22 protein-coding genes and 1 pseudogene are annotated in these 26,506 nt (G+C 72.1%); 13 read left to right on the top strand and 10 right to left on the bottom strand.

Annotated features, from left to right (window positions below; translation table 11 throughout):
- Window positions 1-51 precede the first annotated feature (51 nt).
- Window positions 52-1,203, top strand: coding sequence for a sensor histidine kinase (locus tag NIE79_RS34005; RefSeq protein WP_238678769.1), 1,152 nt, complete (start codon window positions 52-54; stop codon window positions 1,201-1,203).
- Window positions 1,200-1,841 (top strand): response regulator, encoded by a 642-nt coding sequence (locus tag NIE79_RS12910; protein WP_238678768.1) that lies wholly within the window; start codon window positions 1,200-1,202, stop codon window positions 1,839-1,841. The genes NIE79_RS34005 and NIE79_RS12910 overlap by 4 nt, the downstream gene beginning before the upstream one ends.
- A 24-nt stretch (window positions 1,842-1,865) precedes the next feature.
- Here NIE79_RS12910 and NIE79_RS12905 read toward each other — a convergent pair whose 3' ends face one another.
- From NIE79_RS12905 to NIE79_RS12875, 7 genes are all read right to left on the bottom strand, one after another.
- A complete protein-coding gene (locus NIE79_RS12905; protein ID WP_238678767.1) occupies window positions 1,866-2,486 on the bottom strand; it encodes a DedA family protein in 621 nt (206 codons plus the stop codon).
- 139 nt (window positions 2,487-2,625) lie between these two features.
- The gene (locus tag NIE79_RS12900; RefSeq protein WP_238678766.1) at window positions 2,626-3,888 is read right to left on the bottom strand and encodes an adenylosuccinate synthetase; all 1,263 of its coding nucleotides are present in this window, start codon (window positions 3,886-3,888) and stop codon (window positions 2,626-2,628) included.
- Complete coding sequence (locus NIE79_RS12895) at window positions 3,885-4,844, bottom strand: hypothetical protein (protein ID WP_238678765.1); 960 nt, start codon at window positions 4,842-4,844, stop codon at window positions 3,885-3,887. The genes NIE79_RS12900 and NIE79_RS12895 overlap by 4 nt, the downstream gene beginning before the upstream one ends.
- A gap of 9 nt (window positions 4,845-4,853) precedes the next feature.
- Window positions 4,854-5,822, bottom strand: coding sequence for a BUD32 family EKC/KEOPS complex subunit (locus NIE79_RS12890; RefSeq protein WP_238678764.1), 969 nt, complete (start codon window positions 5,820-5,822; stop codon window positions 4,854-4,856).
- Entirely contained in the window at window positions 5,819-6,571 is a 753-nt protein-coding gene (locus NIE79_RS12885; protein WP_238678790.1) for an NUDIX hydrolase, read from the bottom strand. Before NIE79_RS12885 ends, NIE79_RS12890 begins: the two co-directional genes overlap by 4 nt.
- A 128-nt stretch (window positions 6,572-6,699) precedes the next feature.
- On the bottom strand, window positions 6,700-7,566 hold the full coding sequence (locus NIE79_RS12880; RefSeq protein ID WP_238678763.1) for a MaoC/PaaZ C-terminal domain-containing protein: 867 nt from the start codon (window positions 7,564-7,566) through the stop codon (window positions 6,700-6,702).
- A complete protein-coding gene (locus tag NIE79_RS12875) occupies window positions 7,566-8,936 on the bottom strand; it encodes a 3-oxoacyl-ACP reductase (RefSeq protein ID WP_238678762.1) in 1,371 nt (456 codons plus the stop codon). The genes NIE79_RS12880 and NIE79_RS12875 overlap by 1 nt, the downstream gene beginning before the upstream one ends.
- Window positions 8,937-8,991: 55 nt before the next feature.
- Here NIE79_RS12875 and NIE79_RS12870 point away from each other — a divergent pair, with 55 nt between their 5' ends.
- The 5 genes and pseudogenes from NIE79_RS12870 (at window position 8,992) to purB (ending at window position 15,921) form a co-directional block, all read left to right on the top strand.
- Window positions 8,992-10,284 (top strand): acetyl-CoA C-acetyltransferase, encoded by a 1,293-nt coding sequence (locus NIE79_RS12870; protein WP_238678761.1) that lies wholly within the window; start codon window positions 8,992-8,994, stop codon window positions 10,282-10,284.
- 334 nt (window positions 10,285-10,618) lie between these two features.
- Window positions 10,619-10,813, top strand: a pseudogene (locus tag NIE79_RS12860) (GntR family transcriptional regulator); the annotation flags it as partial.
- 191 nt (window positions 10,814-11,004) lie between these two features.
- On the top strand, window positions 11,005-12,036 hold the full coding sequence (locus tag NIE79_RS12855; protein WP_238678758.1) for a glycosyltransferase family 2 protein: 1,032 nt from the start codon (window positions 11,005-11,007) through the stop codon (window positions 12,034-12,036).
- Entirely contained in the window at window positions 12,029-14,425 is a 2,397-nt protein-coding gene (locus tag NIE79_RS12850) for a hypothetical protein (RefSeq protein WP_238678757.1), read from the top strand. Before NIE79_RS12855 ends, NIE79_RS12850 begins: the two co-directional genes overlap by 8 nt.
- A gap of 71 nt (window positions 14,426-14,496) precedes the next feature.
- On the top strand, window positions 14,497-15,921 hold the full coding sequence (purB, locus tag NIE79_RS12845) for an adenylosuccinate lyase (protein ID WP_238678756.1): 1,425 nt from the start codon (window positions 14,497-14,499) through the stop codon (window positions 15,919-15,921).
- A 96-nt stretch (window positions 15,922-16,017) separates the two neighbouring features.
- Here purB and NIE79_RS12840 read toward each other — a convergent pair whose 3' ends face one another.
- Both NIE79_RS12840 and NIE79_RS12835 read right to left on the bottom strand, forming a co-directional pair.
- Window positions 16,018-16,581, bottom strand: coding sequence for a YbjQ family protein (locus NIE79_RS12840; protein ID WP_238678755.1), 564 nt, complete (start codon window positions 16,579-16,581; stop codon window positions 16,018-16,020).
- Window positions 16,582-16,605: 24 nt separating this feature from the next.
- Window positions 16,606-17,286, bottom strand: a complete 681-nt coding sequence (locus NIE79_RS12835; protein ID WP_238678754.1) for a S1 family peptidase — start codon at window positions 17,284-17,286, stop codon at window positions 16,606-16,608.
- 358 nt (window positions 17,287-17,644) lie between these two features.
- On the opposite strand from NIE79_RS12835, the gene purS reads away from it, so the two are divergent.
- The 4 genes from purS to NIE79_RS12815 all read left to right on the top strand — a co-directional run bounded on the left by purS (window position 17,645) and on the right by NIE79_RS12815 (window position 22,085).
- Window positions 17,645-17,908 carry a phosphoribosylformylglycinamidine synthase subunit PurS gene (gene purS, locus NIE79_RS12830; protein ID WP_030491392.1) on the top strand — a complete coding sequence of 88 codons (264 nt, stop codon included), beginning with the start codon at window positions 17,645-17,647 and terminating at the stop codon, window positions 17,906-17,908.
- Complete coding sequence (purQ, locus tag NIE79_RS12825) at window positions 17,905-18,588, top strand: phosphoribosylformylglycinamidine synthase subunit PurQ (protein WP_238678753.1); 684 nt, start codon at window positions 17,905-17,907, stop codon at window positions 18,586-18,588. The genes purS and purQ overlap by 4 nt, the downstream gene beginning before the upstream one ends.
- 67 nt (window positions 18,589-18,655) lie before the next feature.
- The gene (gene purL, locus NIE79_RS12820; RefSeq protein ID WP_238678752.1) at window positions 18,656-21,325 is read left to right on the top strand and encodes a phosphoribosylformylglycinamidine synthase subunit PurL; all 2,670 of its coding nucleotides are present in this window, start codon (window positions 18,656-18,658) and stop codon (window positions 21,323-21,325) included.
- Window positions 21,326-21,329: 4 nt separating this feature from the next.
- On the top strand, window positions 21,330-22,085 hold the full coding sequence (locus NIE79_RS12815) for a 2-phosphosulfolactate phosphatase (protein WP_238678789.1): 756 nt from the start codon (window positions 21,330-21,332) through the stop codon (window positions 22,083-22,085).
- 167 nt (window positions 22,086-22,252) lie between these two features.
- Here the strand turns inward: NIE79_RS12815 and NIE79_RS12810 are convergent, their stop codons facing one another.
- Window positions 22,253-24,247 (bottom strand): carboxypeptidase-like regulatory domain-containing protein, encoded by a 1,995-nt coding sequence (locus NIE79_RS12810; RefSeq protein ID WP_238678751.1) that lies wholly within the window; start codon window positions 24,245-24,247, stop codon window positions 22,253-22,255.
- A 161-nt stretch (window positions 24,248-24,408) separates the two neighbouring features.
- Here NIE79_RS12810 and NIE79_RS12805 point away from each other — a divergent pair, with 161 nt between their 5' ends.
- Window positions 24,409-24,762, top strand: a complete 354-nt coding sequence (locus NIE79_RS12805; protein ID WP_238678750.1) for a sterol carrier family protein — start codon at window positions 24,409-24,411, stop codon at window positions 24,760-24,762.
- A gap of 168 nt (window positions 24,763-24,930) precedes the next feature.
- Entirely contained in the window at window positions 24,931-26,469 is a 1,539-nt protein-coding gene (gene purF / locus NIE79_RS12800) for an amidophosphoribosyltransferase (RefSeq protein ID WP_238678749.1), read from the top strand.
- Window positions 26,470-26,506: the final 37 nt, after the last annotated feature.

Genomic DNA, 26,506 nt, shown 5'->3' with positions numbered 1-26,506 from the left:
TCCCGGGGCGCGGGACGGCCCCTTGCGCCCAAAGGGCCCTAGGCTCGCTGCGTGGCCTCCAGCGCCGTCGCCGTCCGACGGGTCGTCCATCGGTACGCCCCGCCGCTGCTCGCCGTCCTGGTCGCCGCGGCCGTGGTGGCCAGCGCGACCGGTGACATCGGGGTCCGTTCACCGCTGCCGGGCGCGGCCGTGCTGCTGATCGCAGCGGGCTCTGCGTGGGCAGCCGGCACGGTCCGGACCCGCCGTTGGCCGTTGTTCCTGGCCGCGGCCGTCGGCTGGTTGGTGCTCGCCGCGGCGGCTGCCGGGGTGCTGGCCTCGTACCAGGCGGGTCTGCGGTTGCGCGGTCGCCAAGTCGCCGGATACCTCGCCGGGGTGGCCCTGGTGCTGACGGGCGGGGTGCTGGTCGGGCTGGCGGTGGGTGGCACACGCCGGATCACCACCGCCACCACCGGCAACGTGTTGCTGCTCGCCGCCTGTCTGGTGGGGCTTCCGCTGGTCTTCGGCCTCTGGGTGCGGGCCCGCCAGGACACGCTCGCCGCTCTGCGGGACCGGGCCGAGCGGCTGGAACGCGAGCAGGAGGCCCGCGCCGACCGGGTCCGTGCCGAGGAGCGGACCCGGATCGCCCGGGAGATGCACGACGTGGTGGCACACCGGGTCTCGCTGATGGTGGTGCACGCCGGGGCGCTGGAGGTGACCGCCGTGGACCCGGCGACCGTCGAGGCCGCGGCGCTGATCCGGACGACCGGCCGGCAGGCGCTCACCGACCTGCGCGAGGTGCTGGGTGTGCTGCGCCAGGCCGGCCCGGTCGTGACACCGGAGCGAGGGCTCGACACGTTGGACGAGTTGATCGGGGAGTCCCGTGCCGCCGGGCTGCGGGTGTCCCGGCAGGACGAGGGCGTGCCAACGGCGCTACCCGCGACGCTGGGGCGTACCGCGTACCGGGTGGTCCGTGAGGCGCTGACCAACGTGCGCAAGCACGCGGCCGACGCCGAGACGACGGTCTGCCTGCGCTATCTGCCCGATGGGCTGGAGGTGCTGGTCCGCAACGGCCCGTCCGAGGGCGGGTCGGCGCTGCCCGGTGCCGGGCAGGGGTTGCTCGGGCTGCGGGAGCGGGTAGAGCTGCTCGGCGGACGGTTGGAGGCGACTCCGGTGGACGGCGGCTTCCTGGTCCGGGCCCTGATCCCGCTGGCGGGTGCGGCGTGATCCGGGTGGTGGTGGTCGACGACGAGCAGCTGGTCCGCGCCGGGCTGCGGCTGATCCTCGAGGCGGCGGAGGACATCACAGTCGTCGGTGAGGCGGCGGACGGCGCCGGCGCGTTGGAGCAGGCCCAGCGGTTACGCCCCGACGTGGTGCTGCTCGACGTGCGGATGCCGGGCATCGACGGGCTGACCGTCGCGCCCGACGTGGTCGCCGCCGGCCCGAAGGTGATCATGTTGACCACCTTCGACCTCGACGAGTACGTGCACCGGGCGCTGCGGGCCGGCGCTGTCGGCTTCCTACTCAAGGACACCCCGCCCCGCGAGTTGGCCGCCGCCGTTCGTACTGTGGCCGCCGGTAACGCGATGCTCGCCCCGACGGTGACCCGGCGCCTGATCAGCTCGTTCGCCGAGCGTGGTCCGGCCCGCCGGGACGCGGCCCGTGAGCGGCTCGCACCGCTGACCGAGCGGGAGCTGGCGATCGTCCGGGAGGTGGCGCGCGGGCATGGCAACGCGGAGATCGCCCGGCGGCTGACGATGAGCGAGGCAACCGTCAAGGCTCACGTCAGCCGCGCGCTGGCGAAACTCCACGCCGGCAACCGGGTGCAGGTGGCCATCCTGGTGCACGACGCCGACCTGCTGTGACCTGTTCCGACGACCCGACCCGGGTCAGTCCCGGGAGGAGGCGTGTCGGCGGGCCCGGCGGCGTAGCCACCGGATCCCCTCCAGCCCGAACGTGACGATCAGCGAGAGCCCGACGCCGACCAGCACGCCCTTGACCGGGTCACGTTCGAAGGCCAGCCCGCCGAAGTAGCCGAGCAGCCCGCAGTACAGCGCCCAGGTGACCGCGCCGATGCTGTCGTACAACAGGAATGACCGGCGGGGATAGCGCACCGCGCCCATGGTGAGGGTGACGGCCGTCCGCCCGCCCGGCACGTACCGGCTGGTGGTCAGAATGATTCCGCCGCGCCGGTCCACGGCCCGGCGGGCCCACTCGGAGCTGGCCCGCCGACGGCTGCCGTCGGGGAGGCGGGCCAGTCGGCGGGCGCCCCCGCCCTGCCCGATGGCGTACGAGACGTGGTCGCCGACCAGCGCGCCGATGGCGGCGCTCACGATCACCAGGGTGAGGCTGGGGTGCCCCCCGCTCGCCGAGAGCACCCCGGCGGTGATCACCGCCGCCTCGCCCGGCACCGCGGGGAAGAACGCGTCGACCGCGGTGAGCCCGAAGATCACCAGGTAGACCCACGGCGACGTGACCGTCCCACGGAGGAGGTCGAGCAGGGCGTCCATGCCCCCATGCTCGCCGGGTGCGACCCGCCCGGTGGCCGAAGCCGCTGGATCACCCCCACCTCTCCCCGCGCCGGTCTTGCACCTTGTGTCCGACCGACGGCCGAAAGTGCAAGATCGACGAGGTTGGGGTGGGGTGTTGTCAGGCCGTTCGGGCCAGGGCCCCTGGGGCTAGCAGCGATCCGTGCGGGGTCTTGTCGTCGGCGGTGGGGCCGTGGGAGGTGAGCACCACCGGGGTGTTCAGCTCCACGCGTACCGCCTCGGCCCAGTCCGTCGGCGGTTCGTCGTACACCGGGCGGGAGCGCAGCAGACGGGCGGTGAGCGCGGCCTGTCGGTCCAGGTCACCGGGCGGGCCCGGGGTGAGCCGGTCGGTGGTGTCGTAGCGGCGGCAGATCCGCAGGTCGGGGCCGGCCACGTCGAGGTGGGTCAACGCCAGGCCGTCCACGCCGCCGGCCGCGGCGAGGGCGTACCGGTGGGCGACCGCGTCGAAGTGGCCGAACCGGAACCGGCCCTGCCACGGGTTCGTGGCGTTGTGCGCGTCGACGAACGGCAGGCTCGGGTCCTCGGTCACCAGCGGGCCGTGCCCGTGCCGGGTGGTGACCACGCGGAGCACCCCGATCCGGGTCACGTCGCCGGGCCGGCCCGCCTCGGCGAGCAGGCTGTCGACGTTGGCGAACGTGGTGGTGCTCCAGGTGGTGTACGGGTGGAAGCCGTGCCACTCGTCGAGCAGCACCCCCTGCGCGCCCTCGAAGACGCAGGTACCGGTGCGCAGCGCCCCGGCGAGCCACCTGCCGTCGACGATGGCGACCCGCCCGGCGAACCCGGTGAACGCGGGCAGGCAGTCCTCGATCGGTGGCGCGTCCAGCGGGCCCAGCTCGGCGGTCAGCCGGTCCCGCAGGGCGGTCAGCCTGCGGCGCAGCAGTGCCGGGTGGTGGCAGTCGGCGACCCTGGGCGCGTCGTCGGGGTGGGCGAGACCGTACGCGACGGCCTCGCCCACCCCCAGCCCGCAGGAGCCGTGCCGGTCGGCTCCCCGGGCGATCTCGCGGGCCCGGTTGGCGGCCCGGTGGTACGGGGTGGCGAGCAGCGCGTCCCCGTCGACGGTCAGCCGGTCGAGCGCGTCGGGCACCCCGACAGTGGCGAGGTGGTCGGCCTCGGCGGCCAACGCCAACGGGTCCACCACCACGTGCCGGGACAGGTGCGTACGCACACCGGGATGGAACGTGCCGGCCCCGAACTGCGCGAACGTGTGGTGCCGCCCGTCGCGCAGCACGACGTTGTGTGCCGCCTGCGCGCCCCCGTTGAAGCGGACCACCGTGTGCACCTGACGGGTGGCGCAGAGCCAGTCCACGACGGTGCCCTTGCCGGCGTCGCCGTAGCCGAGGTCGACCACCGCCACGTGGTTCACAGCCGGGTCACCCCGCTGGCGGTGTCGCGGAACGCCGGCAGGGTCGACACCTCGGCCCGCCGGTCCCGGCCGAGGCGGGCCAGCGCCTTCGACACGGTCCCGGTGGCTCCGGATCCGGCGCGGTCCAGGTCGCGCAGGCCCTCGTCCAGGTTGATGGCCTGTTCGCCGAGGCCGATGGTGAGCGCGATGGTCTCGCAGACCGCGTCGAGGTCGTCGAGCACTACGGCGTTCTGCCCGAGCAGGTCCCGCCAGAAGTCGAGCACCGTGGCGTTGCCGGCGTAGTGGCTGCCGGCGGGGAGCAGGTAGTAGGTGTCCCAGCGGCGGGTCACCTCGTCGACGACCTGCCGCAGCGGCACGTCCTCGGAGAGGTCGTCCCCGATCAGGCCGGCCACCTCCCGGGCCTTCACCCGCTGGTACGCCAACTCGTCGCCGATGATGAACAGGTAGCCGCGCCGGCCGCGCTTCTCCCAGTTGTCGGTGACTGTGTGCCGGGCCATGAAGTACATGGCCAGCTCGTACGACTCGCTCATCTGCCCGCCGCCACCGCCTTCCAGCACGATCCGGCCGAGGTCGTCGTCCATCCGGTTGTCCGACTCGAACTGGCCCACCTGCAACGGCACCCGGTCGCAGGTGGCGTCGCCGATGGCACCGAACATGATCTGCGGGTCGCTGGCGTAGCCCTGCCGTTGCAGCAGCCCGAGCAGCTGCGGCAGCTTGGTCTGGAGGACCCGCGGCACAGTGCGCATCGAGCCGGTCACGTCGAAGAGCACAGCGACGGGCGTCGACCGGGGGTGCTCGTCGGAGTCGCGGCTCTCGCGGGTCGTGTCCCTGGGGTCGAGCGCGGGGTGCACTGTGCGCGCCCCGCTGTCGCTGTAGGAGAAGGCGCTCTTGCCGGTGGACCGGCGGTAGCGGTCGGCGGCGTCGTACACGTCGGTGGACCAGATTCCACTGCCCATGACAGCTCCTTACGGGGTGAGGGTGAAGGGTCGGAAGGTGCGTGGCCCGTAGAGCCGGTCCAGCACCTGGTCGAGTTCGCGCAGCAGGCGCCAGGCGTCGTCGGGCCGGGCGTCCAGGGAACGTTGCCGGCAACCCTGCGCGAAGGTGTGCAGCTCGCGGGGTGCACGTGCCCCCATCAGCCAGCTCATGCAGTGGCTGGCCATCGCGATGTCGGTGCCCGGCCCGCACTGCTGCTTCTTGAGGACCTCCTCCGGGTCCCAGCCGTGGCCTGGCACGACCGCGGGGATCGTGCTCCCGACGGTCGCGGAGAAGCACCAGTCGATCAGCACCACGCCGTGGGCGTCCGGCTCGATCAGCACGTGTCGGGGCAGTACCGCGCCGTGCACCACGCCCGCCCGATGGGCCAGGCCGAGCACCACCAGCAGCCGCCGCCACATCCAGGCCACGTCCCGGGCGTCCAACCCGTCGGGGTACGCGCGCCGCACCTCGTCGAGGTCGTGCAGGCCGGGTGCGGTGGCGAGTACGTTGATCCGCCGCTCCGCGCCGGTGCTGGCGTCGCGGTGCCGGAACTCGTCGACGAGCCGGGGCACGTACGGCAGGTAGCGCGGGTCGCCGTGCTCGGCGATGGTGCGCAGGGCGTGCGCCTCGCGGGCCATCAGGTCGTTGTCGGTGGGCCGTCGGGGGAGCTTGAGCAGCCGGTCGTCGCCGACGTCGTAGAGGTCGGCCAGGTCACCCGAGTGGACCGGCGCGCCGAGCCGGTAGTCGCCGAGGACTGTGAACTGCCGTGCCTGCCACCTGGTGGTGACGTGGATGAACGCGTCGAGGGCTTCGGCGCGTACCGCCGGGTCGGTCGGCAGGCGGTCGGGGTGCAGGGCCGCGACCAGCTCGCGGTAGCGGTGGGCCGGCCGGTCGGCGCCGAACAGGTCCGCGTCGGTGCGGGCGGCCGCGACCAGGCGGATGGCCTCCGCGGCCCTCACCGCACCGTCTCCTCGTGGGCGGGGCGCAGCAGCGCCGGGTGCAGCAGGCGGGCGTCGCCGGCCCGGTAGAGCCGGGCGCGCGGGCCGCCTCGGGCCCCACCGCGCTCGGTGCTGGTGCCGGTGCTCTCCACGAAGCCCGGCACGGAGAGCACCTTGCGGTGGAAGTTGCCGGCGTGCAGCGGGTGCCCCCAGACCGTCTCGTAGACGGCACGCAACTCGCTGATCGTGAACTCGGCGGTGAGGAAGCGGGTGGCGAGCGGGGTGTACTCCAGCTTGGACCGGGCCCGTTCCAACGCGTCGTCGATGATCCGGCCGTGGTCGAAGGCGAGCTGTCGGCTGGTCAACGCTGTCACCGGCAGCCAGATCGCCTCGTCGGCGTCGCTGCCGGCGGCCGGGTTCGGCAGGTCGGGTGCGAACGCGAGGTGGGCGATCGAGACGACCCGCATGCGCGGGTCACGGTCGGGAGCGCCATAGCTGCCCAACTGCTCCAGGTGTACGCGGCGCAGCGCCTCGCCGCCGAGCCCGGTCTCCTCGGCCAGCTCCCGTCGGGCGCCGGCGGTCAGGTCCTCGTCGGGGCGGACGAAACCCCCGGGCAGCGCCCAGTGCCCGGCGAAGGGTGCCTCGCCACGCCGGATCAGCAGCAGGTGCAGTGCGCCGTCGCGGATGGTCAGCGCCACCACGTCGACTGTCACGGCGACCGACGGGTAGGCCCGAGGGTCGTACGCGGCCAGGAACTCCTGCTCGTTCATCACGTCTCTCTCATTCTGAGAACATCTCGCTGTGAGAACAACTTAGCGCAGAAGTGCGCGCCTGCCAAGGGTCGAGTCAGCGCACGACACCGCCGAGTGCGCTCAGCGCGCTAAGCCAGCCGGTGCGCTCAGCGCACGAGACCCGTCAGGTGCGGTCGGCCGCGCGAGTCGTGCACTGCGAACCCGCCGTCGGGCAGGAGCGCGAAGCTCACGGTGCTCGGCAGCGGAATCGGCAGCTTGAAGGCGACCTCGACTGTGTACGCGTCCGGCAGCCGGGCCTCCAGCGCGGCCAGGCAGCGCGCCTTGCTCCACATGCCGTGCGCGATCGGTCGGCGGAAGCCGAACAGCCGCGCCCCGAGTCGGGAGGTGTGGATCGGGTTGTGGTCGCCGGAGACCCGCGCGTACTCCGTACCGACGCGCGGTTCCACACGCCAGCGGGCGGTGGCCGTCGGCGCGGCGGGCCGTTCGCCCGGGTCGCGCCCGCCCGGCTTGCGCTCCCGACCGAGGTACGTCGAGACGCCGCGCCACACCTCCACCCCGGCGACCGAGCCGATGAGCACCACGTCCACCTGCCGCCCGCGGTCGTGGGGACGCAGGTTCTCCGCGTACGTGGTGAAGTCGAGGGTTTCGTCGGCGGTGATCGGGCGGTGCGTGGTGATCCGGTTGCCGACGTGCACCAGGCCGATCAGCGGGATGGGGAAGTCCGGCGCGGTCATCAGGCGCAGGGCCAGCGGAAAGCCCATGACGTGCGGGAACGTCGCGGGCAGTCGATCGCTGAGCCGGAACCCGCAGACCCGGTCGTAGTCGGCCAACTGCGCCCGGTCGACGTTCACCCCGCCCACTGTCAACTCGACCGCAGGCAGGTCGGGCCCGCGCCGCCCACCGCCGAGGCCCGGTAGCGCCCCGAGCAACGCCCGTCGGTGCAGCGCCCCGGCCGCCGGCATCCCTGCCAGTTCGACACGGGTACGGCTGCCCGACTCCGGCATCACGCCCATCACGCCCCCAGCAGGCTCTGGCCGCAGACCCGGACCACGTTTCCGCTCACCGCGCCGCTGGCCGGCCAGGCCAGCCAGCCGATCGTCTCGGCCACGTCGACCGGCAGCCCGCCCTGGGCCAGGCTGTTCATCCGCCGGCCCGCCTCGCGAACCACCAGCGGGATGCGCGCGGTCAGCCGGGTCTCGATGAAGCCGGGGGCCACCGCGTTGACGCTGATCCCGTGCTTTTGCAGGGCCGGTGCGAGTGAGTCGACCAGCCCGATCACGCCGGCCTTGCTGGTGGCGTAGTTGGTCTGCCCCCGGTTGCCGGCGATACCGGCGATCGACGAGACCGAGATGATCCGCCCGCCGGCCGGGATCAGCTCCCGCGCCAGCAGTACGTCGTTGATCCGCTCCTGGCTGGACAGGTTGACGTCGATCACCTGGTCCCACCGGTCGGCGTCCATCCGGCCGAGCGTCTTGTCCCGGGTGATGCCGGCGTTGTGCACCACCACGTCGACCCGGCCGTACCGGCTGGCCAGGTGCTCGGCGAGTCGGGTCGGCGCGTCCGGCGCGGTCAGGTCGAGTTGGACGGCGGTGCCGCCGATGTCGTTGGCCACCGCGGCGAGCGCGTCACCGGCGGCCGGGATGTCCAGGGCCACCACCTGCGCGCCGTCCCGGGCGAGAACCTTCGCCAGCGCCGCGCCGATGCCCCGCGCGGCGCCGGTGACCAGCACGACCTGCCCGTCCAGCGGGCGGTCCCAGTCGGCCGGGACGCTCGCCGCGCCGGGGCCGACCCGGATGACCTGCCCCGACACGTACGCGGACCGGCCGGACAGCAGGAACCGGACTGTCGATTCGAGGCTCGTGATCGTGCCAGCGGAGTGGGCCGGATCGTCCGCCGCGTCACCGCTCACGTAGACGAGCTGCGCGGTGGTGCCCCGGCCGAACTCCTTGCCGATGCTGCGGACCAGCCCTTCGAGGGCGCGCTGGGCGGTCGCCTCGCGGGGTGTCGGGCACTCCTGCGGTGCTGTGCCCAGCACAATCACCCGGCCGCTGGGCAGCACGGCCCGGGCCTGCGGGTGGAAGAAGTCGTAGAGCTGGCGCAGGTCGGTCGAGTCGACGATCCCGGTGGCGTCGAAGAGCAGTGCCCCGTACCGCTGCGGGGTGGTGGCGGTCGGGTCAGCCAGCTCGACCCCGGCGGCGGTCAGGATCCTGGCGATCGGCTCGGCGAGCCGGCCGCCGGTGGCCGCGCCGAGCAGGGCCGGGCCGGGCAGCAGCGGGTCGCCGGGGTGGTGCCGGCGCAGTCGGGGCGGGTCGGGCAGCCCGAGGCGCTTGACCAGCGCGCGGCCGGCGGCCGATTGGACGAAGCTCGCGTACCTGTCGGTCATGGGCGTAGCCTACTGGCGAGTAGGGTTCGAGCAACACATGTCGAGGAGGCGGATCGTGCAGAGCACCCGGCGGGTCGCGGTCATCGGGGGCAACCGCATCCCCTTCGCCCGTTCCAACTCCCGCTACGCGGACGCGTCGAACGCCGACCTGCTCGGCGCGGCGCTCGACGGCCTGATCGCCCGCTACGGGCTGGCCGGGCAGCGCATCGGCGAAGTGGTCACCGGGGCGGTGCTCAAGCACTCCCGCGACTTCAACCTCACCCGCGAGGTGGTCCTCGGCTCCCGGCTCGATCCGCACACCCCGGCGTACGACATCCAGCAGGCCTGCGGCACCGGCCTGGAGGCGGCCATCCTGGTCGCCAACAAGATCGCCCTCGGTCAGCTCGACGTGGGCATCGCCGGTGGTGTCGACACCACCTCCGACGCCCCGCTCGCCGTCAACGAGGAGATGCGCCGCACGCTGCTCAAGCTCAACTCGGCCCGCACGCTGGGCGAACGGCTCAAGATCGCGGCGAAGCTGCGCCCGCTCCAGCCGTTCAAGCCGGAGATCCCGCGCAACGCCGAGCCGCGTACCGGCCTGTCCATGGGCGACCACGCCGCCCGCACCGCCCTGCGCTGGCAGATCGACAGGCGATCCCAGGACGAGCTGGCGCTGCGCTCACACCAGCGACTCGCCGCCGCGTACGACAGGGGTTTCTTCGACGACCTGATGACGCCGTACCTGGGGCTCACCCGGGATCAGAACCTCCGCCCGGACAGCAGCCTGGAGAAGCTCGCCTCGCTGAAGCCGGTCTTCGGCAACCGCGGCCCGGACGCCGAGCAGGCCACCATGACGGCCGGCAACTCGTCACCCCTGACCGACGGCGCGTCCACTGTGCTGCTGGCCAGCGAGGAGTGGGCGGCGGCGCACCACCTGCCCGTGCTGGCCTGGTTCAGCTGGTCGGAGACGGCGGCGGTGGACTTCGTGCACGGCGACGAGGGGCTGCTGATGGCACCCGCGTACGCGGTGCCCCGGATGCTGGCCCGTGCCGGGCTGACGTTGCAGGACTTCGACTACTACGAGATCCATGAGGCGTTCGCGTCGCAGGTGCTGGCCACCCTCGCCGCCTGGGAGTCGCCCGAGTTCGCCAAGGACCGGCTCGGCCTGGACGCGCCGCTGGGCGCGATCGACACCGACCGGCTCAACGTCAACGGCTCGTCGCTGGCCGCCGGGCATCCGTTCGCCGCCACCGGCGGGCGGATCGTGGCCACCCTGGCCAAGCTGCTCGCCGAGCGGGGCAGCGGGCGCGGGCTGATTTCCATCTGCGCGGCGGGCGGCCAGGGTGTGACAGCCATCCTGGAGCGCTGACACAGCGGGCCCACACTCCTCCGCGATCTTGCACTTTCTGTCGCGGCATAGGGGGCATGTCGTGCTTATCGACTACCGAAACTGCAAGATCGGCGAGGGCGTTATACGCCACGGTGTTGATGTCCACCCGGGACCGATCGCGATGGGCGGAACCGGGCCCAGCCGAGGAAGCGGGCGTGCAGGCTGTCGGCGGGGAGGCCAGGCAGGTCGGCTGCCGCGTCCGCCAGGCGCAGGCCCAGGTAGAACGCCAGCGAAAGCCGGTCGTCCGCGTACTCGATGAGCAGCCGGCGCCGACGGTCTGGGCACGGCCACTCCTGTCCACAGCCGGCGCAGCGACCGACTGTCCGTCCGCATGCCGACCACCCAAGAGCTGGAACTCCTGTCGTTGCCACCACAGGTGCCGGTGATCCGCCAGTTTCGGGTGGTTCGCTCGGTGCACGGGCAGCCGGTCGAGGTGTCAGTCCTGATCAAGGGCGGTCACCTGCACGAGCTGAATTACCACCAGCAGGTCCGGCCTGGGAGTGGATAGCCGGCACAGCGTGACAGCCATCCTGGAGCGCTGAATACGAGATCGTCCCTTACCGGGGTGACCGCCAGCAGGCGTTAACGGGCCGTTCAGGAGTTGTCCCGCTGGCAGAGGGTTTACCACGCGAACGTGATCGTTGCCGCGCCTCTGGCGCGTTTCGATCACTCCTGCGTGCGGAACGGGGCCGTATCACCATGGAGTCCGTCGTTCCACGGACGACCACCCTGTCGGTGGTCATCCCGATGTTCAATGAGACAGCTGTCATTCCGGCACTCGTCGCCCGGCTGCGGCCGGTGCTCGACGCGCTCGGCGTCGACTACGAGGTGGTCGCCGTCGACGACGGCAGCCGGGACGACACAGTGTCGGTGCTCTTCGACCACGGCCGGGACTGGCCGCAACTGCGGGTGCTCCGGCTGCGGCGCAACAGCGGCCACCAGGCGGCGTTGACAGCCGGCCTGCACCGGGCCGTCGGCCAGTGGGTGGTCAGCCTGGACGCCGATCTCCAGGATCCGCCGGAGACCATCGCCGAGATGCTCCGCGTGGCCCGCGAGGACGGGGTCGATGTCGTCTACGGCGTTCGCGCCGACCGCAGCACCGACACGGTCTTCAAGCGCAACAGCGCCCGTGGCTACTACTGGGCGATGCGCCGGCTCGTCGGCGTCGACCTGCCCGCGCAGGCCGGCGACTTCCGGTTGCTCAGCCGGGACGTGATCGAGGTCCTGCGCCGGTTGCCCGAACGCTCCCCTGTCTACCGGCTGCTGGTGCCGTCACTCGGGTTCCCCAGCGCCGAGGTGCGCTACGACCGCGAGGCCCGCGCCGCCGGCGAGACGAAGTACCCGCTGCGCCGGATGGTGGCCCTGGCCTGGGAGAGCACTGCGAACTTCTCCGCCTCGCCACTGCGCCTGGCCACCTGGCTGGGGATGTCGAGCTTCCTGCTCTGCCTCGCGCTGATCGTGTTCGGCATGGCCGCCCACGTCTCGGGCACCACCATCCCCGGCTGGACCTCGATGTTCGTCGCGGTACTGCTGCTCAGTGGGGTGCAGCTGGTCTGCCTCGGCCTGCTGGGCGAGTACGTCGGCCGGATCTACGCCACAGTGCAGAACCGGCCCGCGTTCCACATCGGGTTCGACTCCCGGGACGAGGCCCCGGGCGCGGAGCCGGTCACCCGCGGCGATGACCTCTCCCGTACGCCGAGCTTCGATTCGGTGGTCGGCATCCGTGGCTGACACCCTGTTGGCCGAGCGGATCGACGCTCCGGCCCCGACGTCGCGCCGGAACGCTCTCGTGCCGGTCCTCAGCACGCTCCCGTGGGTGCTCGTGATCGCCGCGCTGCTCGTGGTCTGGTCCCGCGGCAGCGTGCCCACCCCGGACCTCGCGCGGTTCTCGGCGTACTGGGTCCTCGCGTTGGTGCTCCCCGGGACCCTGGTGCACCGCGCGCTGCGCGGCAGCCGGGGCAACCTCCCGGAGGATCTCGGCTACGGCGCGGCCACCGGTCTGCTGCTGGAGATCATCGCCTGGGCGTTGGCCGCCGCGACCGGTCAGCAGTCAGTGCTGCGGTGGTGGCCGTTGCCCGTTCTCGTCGCGTTCGTGGCCGTCCCCGGGCTGCGCCGGCACTGGCGGGTAGGCGAGCGCCGTCCGCTGCCACTGGCCTGGCACTGGGGGATGGGCGCTGCGCTGCTGGTGGTGCTCGCCTGGGGATACACCCAGTGGCGGATGGTCCCGCTGCCTCCCGTGTACGGCGGTTACTACCAGGACGTGCTCTACCACCTGGGTCTGGTGCAGGAGCTGACCCGGGCGATGCCGTTCGAGTTGCCGCACGTCGCCGGGGAGGCCCTGCGCTATCACTACCTGTCCGACGCGCACATCGCCAGCGGCAGCATGATCACCGGAGTTCCGCCGGCAGTGGTGCTGCTGCGGCTCTGGCTGGTGCCCGTGATCGGTACCGCGGTGCTGCTCGCGGCCGGGCTCGCCCGCGACCTGAGTGGGGCCGTCTGGGCCGGTCCGGTGGCAGCCCTCGCCGCCTTCATCGGAGCGGGGGTCACGCTCGGTTCTCCGGTGGGGGCGACCGGCGAGATGCCGCTGTCGTACGGCAGCCCCTCCCAGACGTACGTGCTGGTGCCGTTGCTGCTGCTCGCCGGGCTCATCGTCGACGTGGTCCGGGGGCGTTCCCTCGGTCGGGCCTGGCCGCTGGTTCCGGCGCTCGGGCTGGTCTGTGCGGGGGCGAAGTCCAGTGCGTTGCCGCCGGTGATCGCCGGCCTGGGTCTCACCGCCGTCGTGTTCTGGTGGCGGAAGCGGCAGGCTCCGCGACCGGCCCTGCTGGCGCTGGTCTGCCTCGTGGCGGCGATGGCGCTCGGCTTCCGGTTGTTCGCCGGTGGTGGGGCCTCCACGCTGCGCGTGCAGGCGTTGGCGTTGCTGCACTTCATCGCCCCGTACTCGGAGACCCTCGGAACCGGTGACGGAATCTGGCCGAGCGCTCCGCTGCCACCGGGCATCAACGACGGTGGCCTCGTCGGGTGGCTGCTGGCGTTCGCCGTTGTCGCCTGGTGGGTGCTCGGTCAGACGCCCCGGTGGGTGGGCATGAGCCTGCTCGTCGACGGTGGGCACCGGGCCGACCCGGCCGTCTGGCTGCTCGCCGGCACGGTCCTGGCCGGCGCGGCCACCACCTGGGTGTTCCAGCACCCGTCGATCAGTCAGATCTACTTCTGGATGGGCGTCATCCCGGTCGGCGTCGTGCTGACCACCTGGTCCCTCGCCCAGGCCCGAGCGCCCTGGCCGGCGCTGGTGGTGCCGGCCGTGGCCGGCGCGCTGGCGGGGCTCGCCACGGCCGGCACTGTGGTGGGCCTCGCCGTGCCGAGGATCAGCCGTCCCGGCACCCCCACCACCTCGACGGTCGAGGGGTGGCTGCGGGTGCTGGGTCTCTCGGCCGCCCGGTACGTGCTGTTCGTGGCGGTGGCCGCCGCGCTCGCCGTCGGGGTGGCCGCCCTGTGGCGGCGCCGCGTCCCGGTGCCGGCGGCTTCGGCGGCGGGCTCGGGAGGCCGTCGGCGGGCGGCGACGATCGCCCTGGCCGGGGTCACCGCGGCGATGCTCGGTGCCAGCGCCGCCGTCGTCGTGGGCGGGACCGTCCGCTCGGTGCTGACCGAGCCGGTGCCGGCGACCGGGCCGCAGCCGTACGCGCTGACCGCCGACGAGATGCGCGCCGCGCTGTGGCTTGACGACAACGCCGCCGCCGACGACGTGGTCGCCACAAACGTGCACTGCCGGCCGGTGCGCACCACCCCGCACTGCGACGCCCGTGCGTTCTGGGTGACCGGCCTGGGTGGGCACCGCACTGTGGTGGAGAGCTGGGGCTACACCGACGCGGTCGTCGCCGCGCACGGCGTCGAGAACCTCGGGTACGCCCGACAGAGCTTCCCCGACCCGGCGCTGTTGGCACTGAACGACGGGGTGTTCAGCGCGCCGACCCAGGCCGACCTGGATCGGCTCCGCACGGAGCACGGGGTCAGGTGGCTGTTCGCCGACACCAGGGCGGGTGCGATGTCGGCGGAGCTGGCGGCGCTGGCCCAGGTCCGGCTGGTGGCCGGCTCGGTCACCGTCTACGAGCTGAACCGCCCCTGACGGCCTGAGGTTCCGCTGGTCGACCCGGCCCGGTCCCGGTGTCGACCAGCGGGTGCGGGACAATGAGGTACGTGACGACGATCCCCAACGTGCTGGCCAACCGGTACGCCTCGCCCGAACTGGTCGCCCTCTGGTCTCCCGAGGAGAAGGTCCGGATGGAGCGGCGGCTCTGGCTCGCCGTTCTCCGCGCTCAGCGCGACCTGGGCGTGCCGGTGCCGGACGGCGTGGTCGAGGCGTACGAGCGGGTGCTCGACCAGGTCGACCTCGCCTCGATCGCCGAGCGGGAGCGGGTCACCCGGCACGACGTGAAGGCCCGGATCGAGGAGTTCAGCGCGCTCGCCGGGCACGAGCACGTGCACAAGGGGATGACCTCCCGGGACCTCACCGAGAACATCGAGCAGCTCCAGGTGCGCGCCTCGCTGGAGCTGATCCGCGACCGGGTGGTGGCCACCCTCGCCCGGTTGGCCTGGCTGGCCCACGAGCACTCCGAGCTGGTCATGACCGGCCGTTCGCACAACGTGGCGGCGCAGGCCACCACGCTGGGCAAGCGCTTCGCGTCGGCGGCTGAGGAGTTGCTGATCGCGTACGAGCGGCTGGAGGAGTTGATCGCCCGCTACCCGCTGCGGGGGATCAAGGGACCGGTCGGCACGGCCGCCGACCAGCTCGACCTCTTCGACGGCGACGCCGACAAGGTGGCCGAGCTGGAGCGGCGGGTCGCCGAGCACCTGGGCTTCTCCCGGGTGCTGGACAGCGTCGGGCAGGTCTACCCGCGCTCGCTCGACTTCGACGTGCTGGCCGCGCTGGCCCAGACCGCCGCCGCGCCGTCGTCGCTGGCCACCACGATCCGGTTGATGGTCGGCCAGGAGTTGGCGACCGAGGGCTTCAAGCCGGGTCAGGTCGGCTCCAGCGCGATGCCGCACAAGATGAACACCCGCTCCTCGGAGCGGGTGAACGGCTTCGCTGTGATCATCCGGGGTTACCTGTCGATGGTCGGCGAGCTGGCCGGTGACCAGTGGAACGAGGGGGACGTGTCCTGCTCGGTGGTCCGCCGGGTGGCGCTGCCGGACGCGTTCTTCGCCGCCGACGGGCTGTTCCAGACGTTCCTCACAGTGCTTGACGAGTTCGGCTCGTACCCGGCGGTGATCAACCGGGAGCTGGAGCGCTTCCTCCCGTTCCTGGCCACCACGAAGATCCTGGTAGCGGCGGTCCGGCGGGGCGTCGGCCGGGAGGTCGCCCACGAGGTGATCAAGGAGCACGCGGTGGCGGTGGCCCTGGCGATGCGCGAGAAGGGCTCACCGGAGAACGACCTCTTCGACCGCCTGGCGGCGGACGGCCGGCTCGGCCTGTCCCGCGCCGACATCGACACCCTGGTCGCGGACCGCAACGCCTTCGTAGGCGCCGCCCAGGCCCAGGTGGCAGCGGTCACGAGCCGCATCACCAGAGTGGTCACAGCTCACCCGGAGGCCGCCACCTACAGCCCACCCCCCATCCTCTAAACCCACCCCCCTCTCCCGGGTGATCAAGAGGTTTGCGTCATTTTCGATCTCCCTGATGACCGAAATCTCTTGATCAACAGGGGGCAGGGGCGCGGGTTATTCGCCGGTTGGGGTTTCGGCGGCGGTTCTCAGGTTGGGTGCGCTGGCCGGTTCGGCGATGCCGCCGGGCGCCTCCGTGATGCCCGCGACCTCCGCGGTCTCGGCAGCGACCGCCGGCTGGTCGGCCGGCATGACCTCGGGCATCTTGGGTACGGCGACCACTGCCGTCCCGTACGCGCAGATCTCCATCCACATCTCACCGCAGTCCCGGCTGTCGAACCGCATGCCGATCACCGCGTTCGCGCCGAGCCGTAGGGCCTCCTCGCCGAGGCGGGCCACCGAGTCGGTGCGCCACCGGGTCAGGTTGTCCGGGGCCATCGGGTCGTACGCGCCACCGCGCAGGTTCTTCACACCCTCGCGGTACGGGTTGCGCGTCCTGGCCATCGATGACACCACCTCACCGAGAATCTGGCGGATCTCGTAACCGGGCAGTTGCTCTGTCGTCACGACCAGCACGGTTCCGATGCTGTCAGGAGTGGCGCGACCCGATCGTGTGCATTGTTCACCTGATCGGATGCTGCAAAACGACGCGGCGCGGACGGCCGGCACGTGGCCGACCATCCGCGCCGCGCGGGGCGCTAACCGTCAGACACCGGCCACCGAGGTGATCCAGGCCCGGTTGTACGCAACGCTGCCGTAGTTCTGGATGCTCGACCCGTCGGCGGTGGAGGCGACGCCGACCTGCTGACCGTTGTAGAACTGCGGGCCGCCGGAGTCACCGCGCCAGGCGTTGCCGTTGATCCGGGTGCTGCGGATCGCCTGGCCGCCGTACGCGTCGGTGACGCTGTTGCTGGTCACCCGGACGGTGGCGGTCTTCAGCTGGGTGGACGCCGAGCAGCCGCTGTAGCAGGTCATGCCCCAGCCGTAGATCGAGTTCGTCGAGTTGATCGGTGGGTTGCTGTTCGCCAGGGTCACGGTCGAGGTGCTGACGCTGGTGGAGAGCCGCATCAGGGCCAGGTCGCTGCGGGTGTAGGTGGCGCTGACGGTGCGGGTGACCCCGCCCGAGGTGCGGTTGACGCTGCCGATCCGCACCGACATCGTGCCGTTGATGCAGTGCCGGGCGGTGAGCACCCACTGCGCGGCGATGACGCTGCCGGAGCAGGTGAACGAGCCGTTGCTGAGCACCGCGGCGGCCCAGGGGGCGGACGAGACGGTGCCGCCACCGATGATGTTCGGGCTGGGCGGGGAGGCGGACGCGGCGGAGGTGACGCCGAGGGCGCCGACCAGCGCGGTGCTGAGTACGGCGAGCAGGGGGCGGATGCGCATCGGGTGGACTCCTTGGACGGGGCGGGCCCGGGGTCGCCGGGTGCGGATGGGGCCGGGCGGCGGGGGTTTCCGCAGGCGGCCAAATCGACTTACGTCGATGTAGAGTAGGGCCCGGCGCTGTCGTTATCAAGGGAGTGATCGAGGTTGCCCAATGTAACGATTCGGCCACCCGGCGCGCCGTATATGTCCTGCTGAGGCCACCTGTCGCGCCTGGCGGGTCCGCCTGAGCGTCAGTAATGTCGATCACTGCCTGAACTGCACCCGGCCGGTGCGTCCGCGGCGATATCTGCCAGGTACGCTGGCTGCGCTCGCCCATTGTGGGTCGGCACCCAACTGCGTACACAGTCAGGAGTGCCCAGTGCCTCGCGTCGTCGTCGACGTCATGCTCAAGCCCGAGATCCTTGATCCGCAGGGCCAGGCCGTCGCAAACGCGCTGCCCCGACTCGGCGTCGGTGACGTCGCCTCGGTTCGGATCGGCAGGCGGATCGAGATCGAGTTCACCGGTGAACCGGACCTGGACCGCGCTCGGGAGATTGCCGACAAGCTGCTCGCCAACCCGGTCATCGAGGACTTCACCGTCCGCCTGGTCGAGGCCGACGAGACTGCGGACGCCCGCTCGTGACCGCCCGGGTCGGTGTGGTCACCTTCCCCGGCTCGCTCGACGACGGGGACGCGGCCCGGGCCGTCCGGATCGCCGGCGCTGAGCCGGTCCGGCTCTGGCACGGCGACCCGGAGCTGCACGGCGTCGACGCTGTCGTCCTGCCCGGCGGTTTCTCCTACGGTGACTACCTGCGGTGCGGTGCCATCGCCCGGTTCGCCCCGGTGATGGAGACGATCGTGGACGCCGCCCGGGGTGGTCTGCCCGTGCTCGGCATCTGCAACGGCTTCCAGATCCTGTGCGAGGCGCACCTGCTGCCCGGCGCGCTCACCCGCAACCAGCACCTGCACTTCCGCAACCGGGACCAGGTCCTGCGCATCGAGTCGGCCGGAACGGCGTGGACCAACACGTTCCAGCCCGGCCAGGAGGTGCTCATCCCGGTCAAGAACGGCGAGGGCTGCTACGTCGCGGACACCGCGACGCTGGATCAGCTCGAAGCCGAAGGTCGGGTCGTCGCCCGCTACGTCGGCGGCAACCCCAACGGGTCCCAGCGCGACATCGCCGCGATCACCAACGCCGCCGGCAACGTGGTCGGCATCATGCCGCACCCCGAGCACGCGGTGGAGGCGCTCACCGGCCCTTCGCTGGACGGCCTCGGCTTCTTCACGTCGGTCCTCAAGCACCTGGTGGGGGCGCCGGCATGACCGGCGGCACGATCATCGGTCAGCTCAACCGCCGGCCTGGCGGGCACGAGCGCAGCGAGGAGAGGTCATGACCACCCATCCGGACCCGGTACGGGACACACCGGAGGCGTACTCCGCCCCGGCGCAGCCGGCCGAGCCGAGCGCGGCGCAGCCGGTCGCACCGGCGACCGCTCCCGCCCAGCCGGCCGCCGCCGTCTGGACCGAGGGCGTGGACACCGTGCCGCGCGCCGGTGGCACCCCGGGCGAGCTTCAGCCGTACACCGAGCTGGGCCTGCGCGACGACGAGTACGACCGGATCCGGCAGATCCTCGGCCGCCGGCCCACGCAGTCCGAGCTGGCGATGTATTCGATCATGTGGAGCGAGCACTGCTCCTACAAGTCGAGCAAGGTGCACCTGCGCCAGTTCGGCGAGAAGGCCCCGCCCAGCGACCGGATGCTCGCCGGCATCGGTGAGAACGCCGGTGTCGTGCAGATCTCCGACGAGCTGGCGGTGACCTTCAAGGTCGAGTCGCACAACCACCCGAGCTTCGTCGAGCCGTACCAGGGCGCGGCGACCGGCGTCGGTGGCATCGTCCGGGACATCCTCGCCATGGGCGCCCGCCCGGTCGCGGTGATGGACCCGCTGCGCTTCGGTGCCGCGGACCACCCGGACACCGCCCGGGTGCTCACCGGCGTGGTCGCCGGCGTCAGCGGCTACGGCAACTGCCTGGGCCTGCCCAACATCGGTGGCGAGCTGGTCTTCGACCCGTCCTACCAGGGCAACCCGCTGCTCAACGCGCTCTGCCTGGGCGTGCTGCCGGTCAGTCGGCTGCAGAACAAGGCCGCCGCCGGCCCGGGCAACGTTGTCGTGCTGATGGGCGCCAAGACCGGCCGCGACGGCATCGGCGGCGTCTCGGTGCTGGCCAGCGCGACCTTCGACGAGGGCAGCGAGGCGCGCCGCCCCGCCGTGCAGGTCGGCGACCCGTTCACCGAAAAGCTGCTGATCGAGGCCTGCCTCGAGCTGTACGACGGCCAACTTGTCGTCGGCATCCAGGACCTCGGCGGCGCCGGTCTGACCTGCGCGCTCACCGAGACCGCCGCCGCTGCCAGCACCGGCATGCGGGTCTGGCTGGAGCGGGTGCCGCTGCGCGAGCCCTCGATGGACCCGCACGAGATCCTGGCCAGCGAGTCGCAGGAGCGGATGCTGCTGGTCGTCGAGCCGGACAAGCTCGACGCGGTGCTCAAGACCTGCGAGAAGTGGGGCGTCATCGCCACCGCGATCGGTGAGGTCACCGCACCGGAGCCGGACGGCAGCCCGGGCCGCCTGCTGATCACCTGGCAGGACCACCTGGTCGTCGACGTGCCGCCGGGTTCGCTGGTCGACGACGGCCCGGTCTACGCCCGACCGATGCGTGAGCCGGCCGACCTGATCCTGCTCCAGGCAGACCGGGCCGAGACGCTGCCCCGCCCGGCCGACCCGGAGGCGCTGCGGGAGACCGTGCTGCGCATGATCGCGTCGCCCAACCTGGCCGACAAGAGCTGGGTCACCGAGCAGTACGACCGCTACGTGCTGGGCAACACAGTGCTCGCCCAGCCGGAGGACGGCGGCGTGATCCGGATCGACGAGCGGACCGGTCTCGGCGTGGCGCTGTCGGTCGACGGCAACGGCCGGTACGCCCGACTGGACCCGTACAACGGCACCAAGCTGGCCCTGGCCGAGGCGTACCGGAACGTGGCGGTGACCGGCGCGAAGCCGATCGCCGTGACCGACTGCCTCAACTTCGGCTCGCCGGAGGACCCGGGCGTGATGTGGCAGTTCGCCGAGGCCGTGCGCGGCCTGGCGGACGGCTGCCTGGAGCTGGGCATCCCGGTGACCGGCGGCAACGTCAGCTTCTACAACCAGACCGGCGCGGCGGCCATCCACCCGACCCCGGTGGTCGGCGTGCTGGGCGTGCTGGACAACGTCGCCGACCGGGTGCCGATGGGCTTCGTGCCCCGTGCCGGTGGCGACCACGACCAGCTCTACCTGCTCGGCGAGACGAACGTGGAGTTGTCCGGCTCGGAGTGGGCCTGGGTGACGCACGAGCACCTCGGCGGTATTCCGCCGCAGGTCGACCTTCTCCGCGAGAAGGCACTCGCCGAGTTGTTGGCCGAGGCGGCCCGCGTCGGTCACCTGGCCTCCGCGCACGACCTCTCCGACGGTGGGCTCGCCCAGAGCCTGGTCGAGTCCTGCCTGCGTCGCGGCGTCGGTGCCCGGGTCGCGGTGCCGGAGCAGTTCGCCGAGGGCTCGATGCCGTTCGTCTACCTGTTCAGCGAGTCCGCCACGCGGGCGCTGGTCTCGGTGCCGCGCGGCCACGACAAGGCGTTCGCGGCGCTCTGCGCCGAGCGGGGCGTGCCGTTCGAGCTGATCGGCGTCACCGACCCCTCCGGCGGGGCGCTCGAGGTGCACGGTCAGTTCCGGATCGGCCTGGACGAGCTGCGCACCGCGCACACCGAGACGTTGCCGCGCCTCTTCGGGGGCTCGGCGGCCGTCGAGGTGCCCGCGCCGGCTGCCGGTGTGGCGGGTGCTGTCGAGGCCGTCCCGCTGCCGGTCGCGCAGGCCGAGCCGGTCGACGCGGCGGCGGTGGTCTCCGAGCCGATCGCTTCTTCGGGTCCTTCCCCGGAGACCGGCGCTGTCGAGCCGATCGGGTCGGAGCAGCCCGGCGGGGCGTCCGAGTCTGACTCCGGTGTCACCGAGCCGTCGCCTGACGAGCGCTGAGGCGTTGACGGCCGCCGTCTACGGCCAACCCGGATCGGGTGCCCGGTTCGACTGGGGGCTGACCGGGGCGGCCGAACTCGGCCGGGTCTGCGCGGCACTGGTGGTGGTGGACGTTCTGTCGTTCACCACCGCCGTGGAGGTGGCGGTTGCCCGGGGCATGCGGGTGCACCCGTTCCCCTGGGGTGAGCAGGCCGCCGAGTATGCCGTCCGGGTGGGCGCGACAGCTGCGGTCGGGCGGCGGCAGACGACAGCTGAACATCCGTGGTCGCTCTCGCCCGCCGCGCTGAGCAGCGCACCCGTGGTGGCGGACCTCGTGCTGCCCTCTCCGAACGGCTCCGCCATCAGCGCCGCCGCCAGCGCCACCGGCCTGCCGGTGGTCGCGGCGTGCCTGCGCAACGCACGCGCCGTCGGGCATTGGCTGCGCCGCCAGGGGTACGGCACGCTGGACGCCCCGATCGGCGTGATCGCCTCCGGGGAACGGTGGCCGGACGGGTCGCTGCGGCCGTCGGTGGAGGACCAACTCGGCGCCGCCTCGGTGCTGGACGCCCTTTCCGGTGTGCCCGGTGGACTCTCGGTGGAGGCGGCCATGGCGCTCGCCGCGCTGGCGAGCACCCCGGATCTGCCCGCCGCGGTGCGCGGCAGCGTCTCCGGGCGGGAGCTGACCGAGAGTGGCTTCGCCGCTGACGTGGACGTCGCCGTCCGGATCGGCGTGTCGGACGTCGTGCCGGTGCTCCACCAGGGCGTCTTCGCCGCCGCCTGACCCGCCCCTCGATTCCGCGATCTTGCACTTTCTGTCCCGACGTACGGGGCATTCCGCGCGTATAGACGACCGAAACTGCAAGATCGGCGCGGGTCTCGGCTTGGTCCTGTGAGAGCGAAACGGCCACCCGGAGATCCGGGTGGCCGTTTCCGTGCAGTGTGGTGGGGTCAGTCGTCCAGCCAGTCGAGGCGGCGACCGCCGCGCTCGGTCGGCGGCGGCGGCGGGGTGTCCGGTCGGTTCCGCCCGGCGGGCTGGCCGTAGCCGCCCTGGTCGTAGCCCCGGTCGTCGTAGCCGCCGCGCTGCTGCGGGGGCTCCTGGCCGTAGTTGCCGCCCTGGTCGTATCCGCCGGCGGGCTGGCCGTAGCCGCCCTGGTCGTAGCCCCGGTCGTCGTAGCCGCCGCGCTGCTGCGGGGGCTCCTGGCTGTAGGCGCCGCCCTGGTCGTATCCGCCGGCCGGTTGACCGTAGCCGCCCTGGTCGTAGCCGCCAGCCTCCGGAGCGCCGTACCCAGCGGTCGGCTCGGCAGCGCGTCCGCCGTACGGGGCGGGATCGGGCTGGCCGTACCCCTGCCCCTGCTCCGGCTGGTAGACGCCTGTGGCGTACGGGTCGGCCGGGGCCGGGTACTGGGTGTCGCCGGTGTAGCGGCCGGTCGGCTCGTCGAACCGCTCGCCGTAGGCCGCTCCGCCTGCCGGAGCCGGCGGGTAGGCGGCGGTGCCGCCCGGGGCGTCGTAGTCACGACCGCCGTAGCCGCCACCGGAGGCCGGGGCGTTCCCGTAGCCGGCACCGGAGGCCGGAGCATTGCCGTAACCGGCACCGGGCGCGGCACCGTAACCGTCACCGGCCGCACCGGCGCCGTACCCGCCCTCCGGGCCTGCCGGAGCGCCGTAGCCGCCGCCGGAAGCGGGAGCGTTGCCGTAGCCGCCGGCGCCGTACCCAGCGGATGCTGGCTCCTCGCCGTAGCCGGCGCCGCCCCAGCCCTGCTGACCCGCGCCGCCGTACGCCTGGGCAGGCGCGCCGTACGGGTCCGGCGGAACGTCGTCGACCACCGGGCGGTGCATCATCGTCGGCGCCTCGCTCAGCGCCGCGCCGCCGACCATGGTCGGGTCTGCGCCTGGACGACCGCCGACCACCCGGGTCTGGTCGTCCGCACCGCGGAACCCGCCCCGCGAGGGCGGCACCACGCCGCCGCCGGCAGCCGCCGGAGCGTCGTCGTCGCCGCCGTTCTCCCTGCGCTTCATCCAGAGCAGCACGATCGTGCCGACACCTGCGGCGACCAGAAGACCACCGAGCAGAATGATCAGGTACGAGCTGAGGCCGCCGCCGTCCTCGTTGTTCGCGGCGTTCGCCGGAGCGCCCTGGCTGGCCTCCTCGGTGGGCTCCTCCTCGGTGCCCTCCTCGGTCGCCTCCTCGGTCGGGGTGGCCTCGGGGGTGGCGGACGGGGTGGCGCTGGGCGTCACCTCGACCTTGATCGCGAGGCTGAGTCGCTGCCCGGTGATGGCCTGCCCGGCGTTGGCGTTCAAGGTCTTGAACGCCTTGACGTTGTCGAACGACGCGCCCAGGTCGATCCGTCCGGGCGCGATCGGGTTCTGGGTGGTGCCGGTGAACCGGAAGTCGCCGTTGCCGTTGCTGGTGGCGTCGTAGCGGTGACCGGCGGTGTCCTGGAGAACCACGAACGCGTTCGGCACGGCCTTGCCGTCGGCCTGCGCGACCACCTTGCCGGCGACCGACCGCACGGTCTGGTTCTGCGGCGGCGGCGGAGCGGCGGCTGCCTTGACGGTGACGCGGAGAGTGCGGGAGTTGGAGTCCCCCGTTACCGTGATCCTCGCCTGAGTGCCGTTAGCTGCGGGCGCGTTGGCCGCCGCGGTCAGGGTCAGGGTCAGGGTCTTTGGCGCAAGTGGTTGTTCGAAAGTGATCGGGCCGCACCCGCCGCAGGTGACGCCGTCAGGAAGACCAGACACGTCGATGTCTGCGGACTCTTCGCCGACGTCGGGTCTAACAACCACGCTGACTGTGCTGCTCTTGCCAGCATCAATCGTGACGGAGTTGTCAGCTGTGCTGATCTTCGCGGCCATGGCTGGTGTGGCGGGGACGGCGAGCAGAGCGCCGGCAACCAGCGCTACGACCACACCGGCCCGCTGCTTCCAGGCACGTCGGTGTGTTGACACGTCCACCGCCTTCCGGGCTGACTTCCCTCTGACCGGCGGGGCGCCGGGCCGGGGATCATCACGGTACGAATACGCCGTCGGCAACTATGCCTTGTCCGACTGCATGAGCGCGACCCAGGGCCAGCGTCGCGTGTTTGGCCTGGGGGTCGTATCGTCCCGTCGTGTCCTCTCCGCACAGTAAGTCCGCTGCCGTTACTGCCGCGTTGTCGGCGCTCGACGAGGGGCGTACACCCGAACGGCCGGTGTACCGAGAGGCGGTCCGGTCGTTGTTGGCCGTCCTCGCGGAGCGCGCCCCCGGCCGATCGGTGGAGGTGCGCGTCCCACCATACGGGGCGATCCAATGCGTACCGGGGCCTCGACACACCAGGGGAAATCCACCAAACGTGGTCGAGATGGCCCCGAGCACCTGGTTGGAGTTGGCAACCGGCAGGGTTGCCTGGGCCGAGGCGGTTACCGACGGTCGCGTCCAGATGAGCGGTAACCGGGCGGACCTCTCGGCGTATCTGCCCCTCTGATCGCCGCGGTGTCCCACTCGCCGTGACACTGAGCAGGGGAATCGTGACTTTCTGTATTGACGTCGATTCGCGTACACTGTCAGGCGATGACAGTGGTCCCGGCAGAGGAGAGTGGATCCGCCCGTGATCCCCGCCCGGCCGGTCCAGACCAGCATGAGGGAGCGGTAGGTGCCCCGAGGCGACGGCCGGCTGAGCCACGACCTTGACCCCCAACGACCTGGCCCCCAGGATGCCTGCGGCGTCTTCGGCGTCTGGGCCCCCGGCGAAGAGGTTGCCAATCTGACCTACTTCGGCCTCTACGCTCTGCAGCACCGCGGCCAGGAGGCGGCGGGCATCGCGGTGAGCGATGGCTCCGGCGTGGTGGTCTACAAGGACCTCGGCCTGGTGGCGCAGGTCTTCGACGAGCCCACCCTGGCCAGCCTGCGTGGTCACCTGGCGATCGGGCACGCCCGATATTCCACCACCGGCGCGTCCAACTGGGAGAACGCCCAGCCGACGATCCGGTCGACCACCTCCGGCACGACCATCGCGTTGGCCCACAACGGCAACCTGGTCAACACAGCCGAGCTGGAGAAGGAGGTCGCCGAGCGCGGCCTCATCGCGGACGGCTCGACGAACGACACCTCCCTGGTGACGATGCTGCTCGCCAGCCGACCGGATCTGTCGGTCGAGGCGGCCGCGCTGGAGGTGCTGCCGCAGCTGCGCGGCGCGTTCAGCTTCGTCTTCATGGACGAGTCGACCCTCTACGCGGCCCGCGATCCGCACGGCGTCCGCCCGCTGGTGCTCGGCCGCCTGGAGCGCGGCTGGGTCGTCGCCAGCGAGACGGCCGCCCTGGACATCGTCGGCGCCAGCGTGGTGCGCGAGGTCGAGCCGGGCGAGCTGATCGCCATCGACGAGAACGGGCTGCGCTCCACCCGGTTCGCCGCCCCGGAGCCGAAGGGCTGCCTCTTCGAGTACGTCTACATCGCCCGCCCGGATGCCACGATCGCCGGGCGCAACGTCCACTCGGCGCGGGTGCAGATCGGCCGGCAGTTGGCCAAGGAGCACCCGGTCGAGGCCGACCTGGTGATCCCGGTGCCCGAGTCGGGCACCCCGGCCGCCATCGGATACGCGGAGGCGTCCGGCATCACCTACGGCGCCGGCCTGATGAAGAACCCGTACGTGGGTCGTACCTTCATCCAGCCGTCGCAGACCCTGCGTCAGCTCGGCATCCGGCTCAAGCTCAACCCGCTGCGGGAGAACGTCCGCGGCAAGCGGTTGGTGGTAGTGGACGACTCGATCGTGCGCGGCAACACCCAGCGCGCCATCGTGCGGATGTTGCGTGAGGCGGGGGCGCTGGAGGTGCACGTCCGGATCTCCTCCCCGCCGGTCAGCTGGCCGTGCTTCTACGGCATCGACTTCGCCACCCGGGCGGAGCTGCTGGCCAACGGGTTGGACAACGACGGCATCCGGCGCTCCATCGGCGCCGACACGCTGGGCTTCGTTTCCCTTCCTGGCCTGATCGCCGCGACCGAGCAGCCGAAGACCCGGCTGTGTCGGGCGTGTTTCGATGGGGAGTACCCGATCGAGCTGCCGGCCGGCAACCTGATCGGCAAGCACGTGCTCGAAGGGGTGGGCCGACGCGTCGCCAACTCGGCGCCGGAGACCTCGCCCACAAACGGCTCGTCCGTCGCCACTCCGGGTGGCGTTACCGCAAACCGCCCGTAGCACCAACCGGCGCGGCCCGGCTACCGCCGGCGGCACC

Source organism: Micromonospora trifolii, from assembly GCF_022229005.1.
Taxonomy (GTDB): Bacteria; Actinomycetota; Actinomycetes; order Mycobacteriales; family Micromonosporaceae; genus Micromonospora; species Micromonospora trifolii.
This window is presented reverse-complemented; position numbering and strand designations above follow the sequence as displayed.